Source organism: Vibrio hangzhouensis (genome assembly GCF_900107935.1).
Lineage (GTDB): Bacteria > Pseudomonadota > Gammaproteobacteria > Enterobacterales > Vibrionaceae > Vibrio > Vibrio hangzhouensis.
Window position 1 is genome coordinate 1 of the sequence record NZ_FNVG01000046.1, and the last position, 14,573, is coordinate 14,573.

At 47.5% G+C, this 14,573-nt stretch carries 13 protein-coding genes; all 13 read right to left on the reverse strand.

The window, feature by feature from the left end; genetic code table 11:
* The coding region (locus C4S60_RS22800) for a flagellin (protein WP_103882761.1) at window positions 1-1,001 on the reverse strand (1,001 nt) is incomplete at its 3' end.
* 560 nt (window positions 1,002-1,561) lie between these two features.
* On the reverse strand, window positions 1,562-2,698 hold the full coding sequence (locus tag C4S60_RS22805; RefSeq protein WP_103882763.1) for a flagellin: 1,137 nt from the start codon (window positions 2,696-2,698) through the stop codon (window positions 1,562-1,564).
* Window positions 2,699-3,131: 433 nt separating this feature from the next.
* The gene (gene flgL, locus C4S60_RS22810; RefSeq protein ID WP_103882765.1) at window positions 3,132-4,325 is read right to left on the reverse strand and encodes a flagellar hook-associated protein FlgL; all 1,194 of its coding nucleotides are present in this window, start codon (window positions 4,323-4,325) and stop codon (window positions 3,132-3,134) included.
* A gap of 13 nt (window positions 4,326-4,338) precedes the next feature.
* Entirely contained in the window at window positions 4,339-6,219 is a 1,881-nt protein-coding gene (gene flgK / locus C4S60_RS22815; RefSeq protein ID WP_103882767.1) for a flagellar hook-associated protein FlgK, read from the reverse strand.
* 224 nt (window positions 6,220-6,443) lie between these two features.
* Complete coding sequence (gene flgJ / locus C4S60_RS22820; RefSeq protein WP_103882769.1) at window positions 6,444-7,391, reverse strand: flagellar assembly peptidoglycan hydrolase FlgJ; 948 nt, start codon at window positions 7,389-7,391, stop codon at window positions 6,444-6,446.
* A 12-nt stretch (window positions 7,392-7,403) separates the two neighbouring features.
* Window positions 7,404-8,495 carry a flagellar basal body P-ring protein FlgI gene (locus tag C4S60_RS22825; protein WP_103882771.1) on the reverse strand — a complete coding sequence of 364 codons (1,092 nt, stop codon included), beginning with the start codon at window positions 8,493-8,495 and terminating at the stop codon, window positions 7,404-7,406.
* Between the two features lie 71 nt (window positions 8,496-8,566).
* On the reverse strand, window positions 8,567-9,340 hold the full coding sequence (flgH, locus tag C4S60_RS22830; RefSeq protein WP_103882773.1) for a flagellar basal body L-ring protein FlgH: 774 nt from the start codon (window positions 9,338-9,340) through the stop codon (window positions 8,567-8,569).
* 17 nt (window positions 9,341-9,357) lie between these two features.
* Window positions 9,358-10,146, reverse strand: a complete 789-nt coding sequence (flgG, locus tag C4S60_RS22835) for a flagellar basal-body rod protein FlgG (protein ID WP_103882775.1) — start codon at window positions 10,144-10,146, stop codon at window positions 9,358-9,360.
* Window positions 10,147-10,167: 21 nt separating this feature from the next.
* Window positions 10,168-10,917 (reverse strand): flagellar basal-body rod protein FlgF, encoded by a 750-nt coding sequence (flgF, locus tag C4S60_RS22840; RefSeq protein ID WP_103882777.1) that lies wholly within the window; start codon window positions 10,915-10,917, stop codon window positions 10,168-10,170.
* A 286-nt stretch (window positions 10,918-11,203) separates the two neighbouring features.
* Window positions 11,204-12,502 (reverse strand): flagellar hook protein FlgE, encoded by a 1,299-nt coding sequence (gene flgE, locus C4S60_RS22845; protein ID WP_103882778.1) that lies wholly within the window; start codon window positions 12,500-12,502, stop codon window positions 11,204-11,206.
* Between the two features lie 26 nt (window positions 12,503-12,528).
* A complete protein-coding gene (gene flgD, locus C4S60_RS22850) occupies window positions 12,529-13,236 on the reverse strand; it encodes a flagellar hook assembly protein FlgD (RefSeq protein ID WP_103882779.1) in 708 nt (235 codons plus the stop codon).
* Between the two features lie 16 nt (window positions 13,237-13,252).
* A complete protein-coding gene (gene flgC, locus C4S60_RS22855) occupies window positions 13,253-13,669 on the reverse strand; it encodes a flagellar basal body rod protein FlgC (protein WP_103882781.1) in 417 nt (138 codons plus the stop codon).
* Between the two features lie 5 nt (window positions 13,670-13,674).
* Window positions 13,675-14,070 (reverse strand): flagellar basal body rod protein FlgB, encoded by a 396-nt coding sequence (flgB, locus tag C4S60_RS22860; RefSeq protein WP_103882783.1) that lies wholly within the window; start codon window positions 14,068-14,070, stop codon window positions 13,675-13,677.
* Between the last annotated feature and the right edge of the window lie 503 nt (window positions 14,071-14,573).

Below are 14,573 nucleotides of genomic sequence, written 5' to 3' on the forward strand. Positions count from 1 at the left end.
CTCTTCGACGCATTCACGTTTTCGTTGATGTTGTCTAAGTTGTTAATCGCGTGATTGAAACGGTTCTGGAATGCACCCAGCTCAGCACGGTGGCTGTCTACATACTTCATGGCTGAATCCAGAATCGCGACTGACTCTTGTGCACCACCCACAGTCGTTACGTCAATCGTATCTACTGTGACCGCTTTACCCTCTTGCATACCCAGCTCACCGGCAAGGCTGCCAGAGAACGACACTTCACTGTCGACTTTGTTGTTGCCGGCAAATACCTGCAACTGACCGTTTTCGTTCACTGACGCTTTTACCAGGTCAGTTTGACCGTTGATGTAAGTCGCTAGCTGCTCAATGTCGTCACCCGCTTTAGCGCTAATAGCGATATTCTGTTCGTCACCGAAGCTGTCTGTTAGTGAGATAGTCAGCTCATTCGCGTCACCTGCAACAGCCCAGTCTTTGTCCTTCGCTTGCGCAGCCTGGTAGCTAACACCGCCCATTTGTGTGTTGTCTGAACGCATATCGCGCAAGCTAAGCATTACCGCTTCACCGTTGTCAGCACCGATTTGGAATGATTTAGTTCCGTGGGTACCGTTAAGTAACTTGTTACCACCAAATGAAGTCGTTTCTGCGATACGGTTCAGTTCGTTGTTCAGTGCCGTCACTTCTTCCTGAATGGCAACACGCTCTGCTTTTGAGTTTGAGCCGTTTGAAGATTGTAGCGACAAATCACGCATACGTTGCAGAATATTGGTGGTTTCGTTCATCGCACCTTCTGCCGTTTGAGCGATAGAAATACCATCGTTCGCGTTACGCACAGCCACATCCAGACCACGGCTCTGCACGTTCAAACGGTTAGAAATCTGTAGACCCGCTGCGTCGTCTTTTGCGCTGTTGATTTTATGACCTGAAGACAAACGCTCCATTGATGTCGCCTGCGCTTGGTTTGCACTGTTTAGGTAACGCTGAGCGGTCATTGCCGATACGTTGGTGTTTACGTTCACTGCCATGTTATTTCTCCAATTGATTTTCCGGTGTAGCGGTTTCCGACGTCTCGGAAAACCAAGTAGTTCTCTCAAAGTTACTCTTTTAACGACATGGCAAATAAAACCTTTAGAAAAAAAACCGAAAAAAACCAATAAATTGGTTAACTGGTCAGGAAATGTTCAAATAAAGCGCGAGGGTTAAAAAAAGGCTAAAGATCGGTGAAGTGGTGCCGAAACAATTTAATTTTCAGTCTTTCAGACCCGATTAACGAGCGAGAGAACCAATCACATAATCGTCCCATCAAAAGGCTGGGATTAGGATTCTGGGGCTAAGGGCTAAGCTCCAAAAAAGAAAAAGCCCCTTTTCCTTTGAGAGAACTGGGGCTGGGTTGGAAGCCAGGTTTTGTGCGGAGATCAAGAGAAATGAACACATTCCGGCTGTCCGGACATACTTTGTGGCCGCATTCGGGCAGGTTGAGAGAGAGAGCCCCAACACATTCGCAAAGTATGCTTGCCGAGCAGGCTAATGACAGAATACCACGTCTGGCGCTCTGTCTCCTGCTCTACTCACGATGTCAGACTTCTTATTGCAGAAGCGACATCGCAGAGTTAGGCAACTGTTTCGCTTGAGCAAGAATTGATGTACCTGCTTGCTGCAGGATCTGGTTCTTGGTCAACTCGGTCGTTTCTTTGGCAAAGTCGGTGTCCTTGATACGACTGTTTGACGCATCCACGTTTTCCTGAACGTTTGCCAGGTTATTAATACTATGGCTGAGTCGGTTCTGTTTTGCACCCAGATCCGCGCGCTGCGAGTCTACATATTTGAGTGCCGAGTCGATAACAGAGATGGCGTTTTGCGAACCAGTCACTGTCGTCATATCAATGTCCTGTACCGTCGTCGCAACACCTTCGTTGTTGAGACCTAACTCTGAAGCTAAGTTGCCTGAGATCGACATGTCACCTTCAAGGTCCGGTTCCGCAACAAAAATTTGCAGCTCACCGCTATCACCAACAGACGCACTGACCAGATCTGACTGGCCGTTAATGTAAGTCGCCAGTTGCTCGATATCATCACCCGCTTTAGCAAAGATATCGATAGATATCTCTTCGCCACTCTTAGTGACAAACTCAAATTTCAGGTTATTCGCATCAGGGGCAACAGCCCAATCTTTATCCTTACCATTTTCAGCGGTGAAGGTCGTGCCACCCATGCGGAAGTCGTCGGCGCGAATACTGGTCAAGCCCATGATCATCGCTTCACCAGAATTAGCACCAATCTGGAACGATGCGTCGCCAAATGAACCATTCAGCAAACGACGGCCACCAAATGACGTGGTCTCGGCAATTCGGTTCAGCTCTGCCTGTAGCGCTATAGATTCTTCATTGATCGCCTGACGCTCTGAATCAGAGTTGGTACCGTTCGACGACTGAAGCGCCAAATCACGCATTCGCTGCAGAATGTTTGTTGACTCATTCATCGCACCTTCGGCAGTCTGAGCGATAGAGATACCATCGTTGGCGTTACGCATTGCCACATCCAGACCTCGGGACTGAGCAGTCAGACGGTTAGAGATCTGCAGACCAGCTGCGTCGTCTTTTGCACTGTTGATCCTGTGACCTGACGATAAACGCTCCATTGAGGTGTTGAGATCCCCAGTCGCTTTATTGAGGTAACGTTGGGCGGTCATTGCCGAAACGTTAGTACTTACTGTTACTGCCATTTTGCTCTCCTAAATGAGTTCGCAAGCGTTCAAGTTGGATTGCGAAGCGGCCAGAGCTTTTGGTTAAGGATAACGCTGACCGTCAACTTCCACCTGATACCCCGTATCCGGTGGAGTATCTGTCCTTTAAACTGTTCATGTCCCTGCTCGCCGAGACGGCAGGCTTATTGATTCATCAGCAAATAGTTATTCAATTAATGTGCCAATATAAAAATAAATGGAAGGAAAATCACTAATCTTATATTAATCAACACGTTATAGATGAACAAATCGCCAATTCAATATCAGGCTTCTATGGTTTCCCGTCAAAGCGGCAAAATATTTACAGCCTGAGTTGCCGCCTTTTTCATCATGCTTATTCTGCTCCTAAGGCATGGCACATAGGGCAACCAAATCAACATGCGGCGACTATCCTTCAATCACCCGATCATCTTTACAGATAGTTAAACAGGGTTAAGTCTTTGGTCTTCCCAAAGGCTAATTGAGAGGCTTGCAGAGCCCTTGAATTCTCTTCAAATTCAATCACGGCCTTAGAATAATCCAGGTCCTCAAAGCTGCTCTTTGAACGTGCCAATGAGATTTTGAAGTCTTCATGTTGCTGCTCTTGAACATCCAACGAGTTGAGTCGGGTTCCCACGTCTGTTCTGGCTTTGGTCAAATGCAGAAATGCCGTATGGAACTCTTCCGTTACCTGATGCAGCTGGGCATTAGCGGACGCATCTGAAACATCCTTATCCATCCAGGCCATCGCATCCCTGAAACTATCGAAAACGCTGAAGGTCTTTCTAGGAGAAAGCTCAATCGCATCACCAGCGGTGATCTGCCCTTTAACGCGCAAAGAGAAACCGTTGTGCTCAACCCCTTTTTGCGGATCGTAGTCATCCACTTTGACCACTGAACCGTTCTTCTCAAGCTGGTAACCAAAGTGGTTATCGCCCATCTCCACAAACGTGATCTTGTACTGGCTGTTATCATTCGCATCACGATTCAGCGCTTTCTCAAGCAACAACTCTGACGCATTTTGCAACTGATAGTCAGGTTTGTAATCACCAAGGGGATTATCAATTTCCATAAATAGCTTGCTGCCGGGATCGCTGGTCGCGATCTCCATGCTGCTGGAGATCCGCATTTTGCGTTGATAGTCATCCCCGGCATAGGAGATGCGTCCACTGTTATCCACAAAAAATGGCTGCGTCTTGGGCTTAGTGCCTGCAAAGGTATAATTCCCAGACTCATCTTGAGTATTCGCCAAAGCGATAAAGTTACGCGCCAGTTCTTCAATCTCCCGAGCCTTTGCTTCGCGATCCTGAGGAGACAAAGAACCATTGATCGCCTCCATCGTAAGGCGTTTGGCTTTGTCAGCGAACTGCTCTGTATCGCGCAGCATCACTTCTTGGTGCTCCAGGCGATTACGGGAAAGCACGATTGAATCTGTAAACTGCTTTAGTTGCTCTGTTTGCTGACCTACTTTCTGCAAATAATGGATAGCCAGTGGATCATCCGCTGGCTTTTGCAATTGTTTGCCCGAGGCAAGTTGTGCCTGATTATGGTGGATTTTATTTTCCTGACGGCGTAGGTCATTTTGCACATTTTGATAACTATGAAAGCTTGAGATACGGTTCATCATGTTTAGTTACCTCTTATCTCAATGCCAATATGGTATCAAATGTCTCATTAGCGGCTTGCATAATACGTGATGACGCCATATACGCCTGCTGAAACTTCATCATGTTGGCAGCTTCTTCATCAAGGTTAACCCCAGAGATAGATGCAACCCGACTTTGCGCGGCCTCGTGTTCCAAATTCGCAACCTCTTGCAAACGGGTTGCGGTTGACGCTTTGAGGCCAACATCAGTATTCAGGTTATGGTAGACATCAATGATCGTTGACTGCCCATTATTCATAGATTTGCTGGTTTGAATGTTCAACATTTTCCTGAGATTACCGTTGTCACCTTCGGATGGAACCAGGTTAGCCGTGAACTTATCATTAGGTAGTGCGCCCGGGGTCAATTCAAATGTCGTCCCAAGCACAGTCACTGGTTCGCTAGGCGGGTAAATCTGTGGGGCCAATAACACATTGCCCTTGCTATCAGTGACCGCAAATTCCTGACCAGTCGGAGATACATGGACTTCGAACTCTCTCAGCTGACCAGCCGCTAATATAGTGAAGCCAGCCTTACCCTGAGCAAACGTCGTCGAGGCTTCAAAGCTCTGGGTCGCGATACTTCGCGGATCGGTCGTCGCCATTTGTATGGCCGCCGCACCATGACGTGTCGGACGAATCAATAATTTTTCACCCGCGGCAGGCGCATTACGAATATCAACGACCATGCCGTCCATATAAAATGCACGGCCATTGATGTCCAAATCCACTTCGGTTGTATCACCATCAGGCTTTGTTACCGAGTAGCTGCTGCCGTTGTACTTCAATGTGTATTCACCACCTTGCAACTGGCTGGTATCCGAAATATAAACGGCCACGTCTGCCTGCGACTTGGGACCGGCAACGACCCGTGATTTCGCAATCGCTTCGCTGTTTACATCGACAAAAATATCTCTGCCCACCTGGCCATTGAGATCCAGCCCTTGATGTTGAAGTTTATTCACCTCGTAGGAAAACCCCGTAGCAAGCCTTCCTAGTTCATCCATGATATAAGGAATTTCAGTGTCCCTTAGCTCTAGCATGCCTTCTATCTTTCCGCCGATATCATCGGATTTAATGGCTTTAATGCCTTTGCCTTCGACCATTGCCAGGCGATGTTGGTGAACGTCGGGGTAACCGTCGATCATCTTCAACTGACTCGCCTCAGTACCCGAAACCAAGGTATGTCCATTACCGATATGAACGTTAAAGCCCTCGGCATTGGCTCGAGGTGTCACCGTCACTTTGGTGTATTCAGAAAGCTCTTTAACCAGCAGTTCATGTTTGTCCATCAAGTCATTGTGAGGCCCGGGAGTTTTCATCATCAAACGATGAATATCACGGATTTCAACCGCTAACTGGTTAACGCGCTCAATGCCCATATCCAGCTTCTTGTTCGCGGTATCCGCTTGTTGCCGTACTGATTCATGGAAATTATTCAAGGTCTGACGAATCAAATCGGCTTTCTCAAGCACAACTTTACGCGCACCCACATCATTGGGTGTATCCGCCAGTGTCTTGACCGAGTCAAACCAATCGTTAAGGTTTTCTGGAATCTTTTTAGACGCCACTGATGAGAGCATGCCGGACATTAAATCCAGATTTGCCAGATTCTCGTTGCGATAATTGACCTGAGTCGTGGCCATATTGAGTTCTTTGACGGCAAACTGATCCCAGGAGCGGCGAACATTTTCCACATGCACACCCATGCCATAGGTCTGGCCACCAAACTGTCTGGGGTGATTTGTTCCCTGAATGACAGATTGACGGCTGTAACCTTCTGTATTTGCATTAGAAATGTTATGACCAGTTGTGTTCAACTGTCTCTGAGCCGTGAGCACACTTTGTGTACCCAAGTTCAGAAGATCTGACGCCATATCGCCCCCGAAAAATCCTTAATTAGCGTAACCAAATCGGCTAGTTACGCCTCTTTAAGGTTTATTCTGCAATATATATGCCAGACTTAGCATTGCCGCCTTGATGGCGTCTTTTATCTGAGTGTTGAGCGACAAAGGGCTCGGTGGTTAGAAAAGAGTAATGTGGGTGGTTGAAGGTCTAAAGGGCATCCTAGCGCCGGGCTAAAATACCCTTGTAGGGAATGTTAACGATCCATGCTGTCAATTTTCGCTTTCACGCGCAGGACTTTGTCCGCATAGCTCGGGTCGGTTGCGTAACCAGCCCGATGAATATCGCGAATGAAGGCTTCTGAACCATCATTACGATTAAGCGCTGATTGATAACGTGGATTCTCGTTCAGGAACTTCACATAATCATTAAAGCTGTCTTCGTAGTTTTGATAAGAACGGAAAGCTGCACGCTCCTGAACTGGGACATTCTGATGGTATTCCAGTGTCTGAGTCGCCACTTTGTCACCTTGCCAACTGCGGTCCGCTTTAATATTAAACAGGTTGTTACTGCTGCCTTTACTGTTATTAATCACCTTTTGTCCCCAGCCAGTTTCCAGTGCAGCCTGTGCCAACAATAGGGAGGAATCCACCCCTAGTGATTGTGCCGCTCTGTCAGCATAAGGTCTCAACGACTCAACAAAACTCTGTGGCGAGTTAAAGTCGACTGGCTTGACTGGCCTGACGGGTTCTGGGTTATCCAGACCCAAAGAAGCCGCTGTTTTTCTCGCCTTGGCTTCGTCATAGGGCATTTGTAGTGTGGTATCGAAGGCTTCATTACGGATGCGAATTTCACTGCCCGCGGCTGCCTGAGTTTCCGGTGAACGTGCGGCTCCTAACTGAGCAACAATCATATCGGCCAAACCCAACGAACCGGATGCACTCAGTTCACTGGCCATTTGATCATCCAGCATCTGGCGATAGAACTGACCGTTTTGGCTATTCATCATATCGGATTCAAAATGGGTGTTCGCATCTCGCATTGATTTGAGCATCATTGATGTAAAGATCGACTCAAATTGGCGAGCAGCAGCACGCAATGCCGCTTCATCATCCCCTTCTTTGCCACTTACGGCCTGTTGACGTAACTTATCTAAACTACTGATGTCATGAATAAAGCCAATGTCATTTGAATTCTTAATCATGGTGACGCCTACCTAGATAACGATCAACTGGCCTTCAATGGCGCCTGCTTGCTTCAGTGCCTGAAGAATCGCCATCAAGTCAGAAGGTGCCGCGCCGACCTCATTCACCGCTCGAACCAAATCGTCCAATGTCAGCCCAGGCTCGAACTTGAACATTTTGCCATCCCCTTCCGTCACCTGAATATCTGAGTCAGGCACGACGACAGTTTCTCCACCGGCAAAGGCGTTCGGTTGACTTACACGAAGGTTCTCTTTGATGGCAACGGTCATACCACCATGCGTCACTGCCGCAGGCTTGAGACGAACGTGCTTGCCCACCACAATAGTACCAGTACGAGAATTCACGATGATTTTTGCACCACTGTCAGCGGTATCAAACTCAATATTTTCCACTGCCGATAAGAAAGCAACACGTTGACTCAGGTCGCGAGGAGCACGCACGCGCACAGAAGTAGAATCAAGTGCGTTAGCCATTTGCGGTCCAAGAAAGTCATTGATGGCATTCGCCATGTTCTGCGCCGTAGTAAAGTCAGACTCGAGCAGATTGAAAGTAATATAATCACCACGAGCAAATGGGCTTGGAACCTCTCTTTCTACCGTTGCGCCACTCGAAATCATACCAACTACCGGGTTATTACCAACAATCTTTGAGCCATCAAGTCCTTCGGCACTAAACCCGCTCACAACCAGATTGCCTTGTGCCACGGCATACACTTCTCCATCCAAACCTTGCATGAAGGTTTGCATCAGGGTACCACCGCGGAGACTTTTTGCCGCCCCGATAGAGGAAACGGTCACATCTATTTTCTGACCCGGTTTTGAAAACGCTGGTAGCTCGGCAGTGACGATCACTGCGGCCACGTTTTTAAATTTCGGCTTCAGGCCAATCGGCATTTGAATACCAAACTTCTCGAGCATTGAGCGAAAACTCTGCTCGGTAAAAGGCGTTTTTTCACCTGTACCCGGTAATCCGGTTACCAAGCCATAACCTACCAGTTGGTTACTACGCACACCGGCAACTTCTGACACATCCTTAATGCGTGCCGCCTGCGCACTTGCCGCGGCAAAACAGAGACTCAATAGTAAAAATGCGAACTTTTTCATAATGTTACCCTAAAAACAAACAAACCCTCTCAGGAGAGGGTTTGCCGCTTACGATTCGTCTAATCCAATCCTTATAAGGAGACATTAAAAAATCGTGCCAAAAATCCAGGTTCTTGCATATCTTGTTGAGTTCCCGTTCCAGAATACTGAATTCGGGCGTTTGAAATACGGTTTGAAGCAATCGTATTATCAAATTCAATGTCATCAGGACGAATGGTGCCACTTAGACGAATGTACTCATCACCCGTATTCAGTGTCAGCCATTTTTCACCGCGAATCACCAAGTTACCGTTCGCCAGCACTTCGACCACCTCAACCGTGATTGAACCGGAAATACTGTTGCTCTGATTAGCCGATGCGTTGCCTTTAAAACTATTGTCGTTTTTTAGCTCATAGGAAAAATCATAATCGTTGACGGTAACCGGACGGCCACCAACAAACAGTGGGTCCATGGATGAGTCATTCGCTTTCGACAAATCTGCATCGGCACTTTTTGCCGCTTTCGTGGCCTCATTCAACTCCACGGTGATGATGTCACCCACACCACGAGGTTTGGAATCATCATACCAGTCGCGGGCATAGTGGGTATTGAACAGAGAACCTGTGGCTGCCGCATAATGCTCGGGTTTGCTTCTTGGATGAATCGGTGCCCAGGCTGGATCGTCTGCCACAGGGTCAGTACGTCCCCGCAAAGTATCTACGATTCCCGTAGACTGGGTACGATCCCCCTCTACTGCATCGACTGCTGTGGTGGAATCGGCCACCTGATCTATCGACTCTTCTGGCCCAAATTGGGCACAACCAGAAAGTACAGCAAGCAATGAGATACACAGTAACTTTTTCATTCGCCCGGTTCCTTATCTTAGAGCTGCTGGTTGGCGAAGCTCATCATCTTGTCGACAGACGAGATCACTTTCGAGTTCATTTCATACACGCGCTGAGCTTCAATCATGTTCACCAGCTCTTCTGTCACGTTTACGTTCGAGGTTTCCAGCATAGACTGACGGATTTGTCCAAAGCCATCGAGCCCGGGTACCCCTTCATTAGGATCACCACTGGCACCCGTTGGAAGGTACAGGTTCTGACCAATCGGTTCGAGACCACCTGGGTTGATAAAGTCCACAGTGGTAATGTTGCCAACCACCTGGTTGTCTTGCTGACCCCGAACCCGCACCGATACTTCACCATCGGTACCGATGGTAATCGAGATGGCATCTTCTGGGATGGCAACTTCTGGCTCCAATGAGTAGCCAGAGCCCGAAGTCACGATAATACCTTCATCATTGAGGGTAAATTGACCATTGCGGCTGTAGCCAATATTGCCGTCAGGCATCAGTACCTGAAAAAAGCCGTCGCCTTCGATCATCATATCAAGACTATTTGTGGTGGTCTGGGCGTTACCCGCAGTATGAATCTTCTGAGTGGCGACCACTTTCGAACCCGCGCCTAACATCAGACCCGATGGCAATTCAGTGTTCTGAGACGACTGCCCACCAGGCTGGTTGATGTTTTGATAAAACAGATCTTCAAATACCGCACGGCTTTTTTTATAGCCAACCGTCGATGCGTTCGCCAGGTTGTTGGAAATGGTTGAGATATTGGTTTGCTGCGCGTCTAAGCCAGTCTTACTTACCCAAAGTGCCGGATGCATATTATTCCCCTTTCAATCCTATTAACCCATGCGAAGCAATGAGTCTGAAGCCTTATCCATGTCTTCCGCTGCGCTCATGAGTTTCACTTGCATTTCAAATTGTCTCTGCAAGTCGATCAAGCTTGTCATTTCACCAACAGCATTCACGTTACTCCCCTCAACAGCGCCCGTCATCAATTGGACATTCGCTGAAGCGGCAAAACCTAATCCAGGTTCCTTATTACGAAATAAACCGTTGGTGTCTTTGAATAATGCGCGGTTATCTGTGTTGGTCAGTTTGATGCGATCCACCACTTCCATTTCATCCGCAGGGGCATCTTGAGGGATCACCGACACGGTTCCGTCCCGACCAATTTCAATTTTGCGCAATGGAATCGGTACGGTAATCGGTGTACCACGCTCACCGAGAATAAGGTGACCATTACTATTGGCAAGCAGGCCATTCTGGTCCACTCGAAGACTTCCGTTACGGGTCAGTCCTTCCTTGCCTGTTTTATCCAATACCGCAATCCAGCCCTGACCTTCAACTGTAACATCGAGATCACGTCCAGTGGTCACGACACTTCCCTGTTCGAAGCTGTACCCAGGACGCTCTGTCATACTAAAGACGCGACTCGGCATGCCTTCACCATACGCCTGCATAGAGCGGGCCTGTGCGAGATCTGCTCGAAAACCGGGTGTGCTCGCATTGGCGAGGTTATTCGCTCTCAATTGCAAAGCTTGCATATTTTGCTTTGCACCACTCATTGACAGGTATAGGGCACGATCCATTGATAGCTCCAACATTCAAAGTATGGAGCTTATAAAGCAAGGTCTGTGCCAGTTATAATTTATTGTTATATATCAGGAAGATAACTGAAGCAAGTATCGTAATAACAACGGACAATCTAAAGCGGCAATGGTAGGATCGGCAACCTAAAACGGCAAGGTGGCAATCGAGGTGGCAATGCGGAGGCAACATCTGCACGCAAAAACGCACAGGAAGCAATACACTTCCTGTACGTATTAGAGGTAGGAACTTAAGCCCCCTTTGGCAAAAAACAGGAGGCTATGAGTGCTATCGAATCTGAAGAATGTTTTGCTGCAACTGATTATGAACATCCAGAGCGCGAGAGTTGGCCTGGAAGTTACGTTGTGCTGAAATCAGGTCCACCAGTTCTTGAGTCATATCGATATTCGATTGCTCAAGCGTACCATTGTTAATGGCACCAAAAGAGCCCTTATTCGATTCACCCCAAATTTTAGCGCCAGATGCAGTGGTTGAATCCCACTGGGTACCGCCCTTCTTATCCAGGCCTTGCTCATTAGCAACACGCACCATGGCTACACGTCCCAAGGTGATGTTTTCCCCATTCGAGTAGGTACCCAAAACGTTGCCTTGCTCATCAAAGTCAACTTTTGTTAGGAAGCCCGTTGTTGCACCGTCTTCCTGGAATCTGGTCAGTTCAAATGGAGCGGCAAACTGGGTAGCGCTGTCGAGTTTAAATGACAGGGTTTGCGCCGGATCTGCACCATTCATTTCGATGCCATTGTCACCCAATGACGTCGTCACAATTGGCTGTCCGTTATTCAGACTAGCAAGGGTACCATCATTGTTAAATCGAATTGTGTGCCCGACATGTCCTGTTGGAGATGTCGCGTCACCACCAGAGATATTCACTGGTCTTTCGCCAGCGCTGTCCGTCACAGTGTAGTAGCTATGCCAAGTGTTTTGCTGTGTCTGATCTTTAACATAGTAGGTAGTCATCTTATATGACTGACCCATAGAGTCGTACATCGTTGAAGAGGTAGAACGGTTATACGTTTCTGGATCCGTGTGGTCAAACAGTGCAGGATCTTTAAGATCACCATTGGCGGGTAGGTTAACACCAATCTCGATATTTGCCGTTTGCTTTGGTTTACCAAATTCAGGTGGAATGTTGATTGGACGTGGCTCGTAAGACACCACCTCGTTCGTATCTTTGTTGACTTCATAACCTAGCAGGAATTCATCATTCGACGTCACCATGTAGTTATCTTTGTTCAAATGGAATGCGCCATTACGTGTCAGCTCATTTTGCTGAGGCACCAATCTGTCCTTCGACACTGCAAAGAAACCCGTGCCACTAATACGCAAGTCCATCGGATTATTAGTAGAAATGCTCGAACCTTCGTGAAATTGCTGAGCAATTTTGCTTGGCTGAACACCGCCACCCGGAGTCGTTTTTGCGTTAGTGAACAATGAATTTGAATAGACATCACCAAACTCAGCGCGTGACTCTTTGAAGCCAAATGTGTTGGCGTTGGCAATGTTGTTACTGGTTGTGTTCAGGTCTAACTGAGCCGCAGACAGACCACTTAAAGATACATATGACATTCCTAATCTCCTAATCTAGCCAGCGGTTACGCTTTGCCGACTTCCAGTACTTCTGCTAGCCGAACTGGATTTTCGAAGCCAGCCAGATTGAGTAGTACGTTTCCATCCCCTTTACCGAGAAGCACGCTATTGACGTTCGCATAAGTCGACACTTCAAATTCTCGGCTTTCTCCGTCAAGTAAACCCGAGGCTTTCACCTTGTATTTACCTGCAGGCATTGGATTACCCTGATCATCTTTACCATCCCATTCGACGCGTGCATCGCCACCAGGCTTTGCACCCACATCAAAGGTTCGTACTAATTGACCCATTTCATTTTCTACACGAACAAACACGTTTTCCATCGACTGTGGCAACTTCACCATTGCCGCCATACCCATGTCTGCCCCTTTTACCCCTGCCGCTCCAGGTACCAGAACATCTCGTCCAACAAGAGAGGATGCCTGAAGTGCCTGATTGGAGGTCATCGATGAGTTCAGATTCTCGAACTGAGAATTCATCTTGCCGATGCCATCCACAGTGGCAAACGATGCCATCTGAGCGATCATTTGGTCATTGCTGACCGGTTTAAAAGGGTCCTGCTGAGCCAACTGTTTGGTGAGCAGCGATAAGAAGTCTTCTTGCTTCAGATCTTGCTTACCCGTTGTCTCGGCCGGTTTGCTTTGCTCTTGCAGTTTTTTCAGTTGGTCAATGTAGGATAAACTGCCTTGACCAACATTGTTGATTCCAGCCATGTGCTATCTCCTATCTCTATTGACCCATTCGAAGTGTACTCAATAACATCTGCTTACTGGCGTCCGCTACCTGAACATTCGTCTGGTAGGAACGCGAAGCCGATATCATATTTGCCATCTCTTCCATTACGTTGACGTTGGGCTTGTAGATATAGCCTTCATCATTCGCCAGTGGATGATCTGGGTTGTACACTGCGTTTAAGGGCTTGTCGCTCTCTACAATACCCATAACTTTGACTGGTACTGTGTGATCACGGTTATAACGAGCTTTACTCAGTTCGGCACCAAATACCGCATGTCGAGCTTTGTAAGTTTCTTTGGCTGAACTACTGATACTGTCAGCATTCGCGAGGTTACTTGAGGTGGTATTCAGACGAACAGATTCCGCGCTCATCGCACTGCCTGTTACATTAAAAACATTAAATAAGCTCATCTAAATTACTCCCCTTTGATCGCTTTGGTCATATTTTTGAATTTGCCACCTAAGAAATCGAGGGATGCCTGATGTCTTAATTGGTTTTGCATAAACAAGTTTCGCTCTAGATCCACGTCAACAGTATTACCGTCACCGGTATCCGGTTGATTGGGAATGCGGTAAAGCATTTCACCGGTAACATTGGTAGAGGCAGAAATATGCCGTCCATCTGTTCGGCTAAGTCCAATACTTGCCCCCGAGGTTGCCGCCTTTAACGCACGATCAAAATCCATTCCCTTCGCTTTAAAGCCAGGCGTATTTGCCTGTGCGATGTTGGTAGATATGACTTCAGCATTCTTTTCTCGCACACCGACCGTGTGCTGATGAATACCTAGTGCATTGTTAAAAGAAATGGCCATTGAAACCTCATCGTTCAAAAATACTTGCCTTATACTGAGTTAAAGCAATTATCGCGCCAAAAAAGCAAAGTTAAATTCTAACTAAGTGTGGCACGCACATTTTGTTGCGGTTCCCCCCCTCTCTGGCTAGAAGAAAAGGCAAGATACACGTCAAATTGGCGGAATATATATACTCAAGTGACCTCTAGATGCAGGACTCAGAGCTTCATCAAGGTGTTCAGTTCAAGGAAAATAGTTGAAGGAATGGCTATTCCCTTTCGAAGCTATTTGACGCAGAAATGGGCACCTTGATGAGCTCCCAAAGGGCGAGTTTACTTGGCTTATATGCTTTGTTAGCGATTTTCGATTTAGAGCCACTAGATCTTCAAATCACTGCCGCGCCTAGAAGCCAAGTAATTCTCGCTGAACAAGCATCTTGAGGTCACTTGAGTATATTAGGAATGTCTCTCCTTGCCACCGCCAACAGCAAGGGTGTGTAGAGCATAGCAAGAAAAAAGCCCCGG

What these genes read in the sequence shown, in the direction of transcription:
- flgK (WP_103882767.1), bottom strand. Translation starts at nt 6,219, where the DNA reads ATGGCGTCAGATCTTCTGAACTTGGGTACACAAAGTGTGCTCACGGCT.
- flgL (WP_103882765.1), bottom strand. Translation starts at nt 4,325, where the DNA reads ATGATGAACCGTATCTCAAGCTTTCATAGTTATCAAAATGTGCAAAAT.
- C4S60_RS22805 (WP_103882763.1), bottom strand. Translation starts at nt 2,698, where the DNA reads ATGGCAGTAACAGTAAGTACTAACGTTTCGGCAATGACCGCCCAACGT.
- flgG (WP_103882775.1), bottom strand. Translation starts at nt 10,146, where the DNA reads ATGCATCCGGCACTTTGGGTAAGTAAGACTGGCTTAGACGCGCAGCAA.
- C4S60_RS22825 (WP_103882771.1), bottom strand. Translation starts at nt 8,495, where the DNA reads ATGAAAAAGTTCGCATTTTTACTATTGAGTCTCTGTTTTGCCGCGGCA.
- flgJ (WP_103882769.1), bottom strand. Translation starts at nt 7,391, where the DNA reads ATGATTAAGAATTCAAATGACATTGGCTTTATTCATGACATCAGTAGT.
- flgC (WP_103882781.1), bottom strand. Translation starts at nt 13,669, where the DNA reads ATGAGCTTATTTAATGTTTTTAATGTAACAGGCAGTGCGATGAGCGCG.
- flgB (WP_103882783.1), bottom strand. Translation starts at nt 14,070, where the DNA reads ATGGCCATTTCTTTTAACAATGCACTAGGTATTCATCAGCACACGGTC.
- flgD (WP_103882779.1), bottom strand. Translation starts at nt 13,236, where the DNA reads ATGGCTGGAATCAACAATGTTGGTCAAGGCAGTTTATCCTACATTGAC.
- flgF (WP_103882777.1), bottom strand. Translation starts at nt 10,917, where the DNA reads ATGGATCGTGCCCTATACCTGTCAATGAGTGGTGCAAAGCAAAATATG.
- flgH (WP_103882773.1), bottom strand. Translation starts at nt 9,340, where the DNA reads ATGAAAAAGTTACTGTGTATCTCATTGCTTGCTGTACTTTCTGGTTGT.
- flgE (WP_103882778.1), bottom strand. Translation starts at nt 12,502, where the DNA reads ATGTCATATGTATCTTTAAGTGGTCTGTCTGCGGCTCAGTTAGACCTG.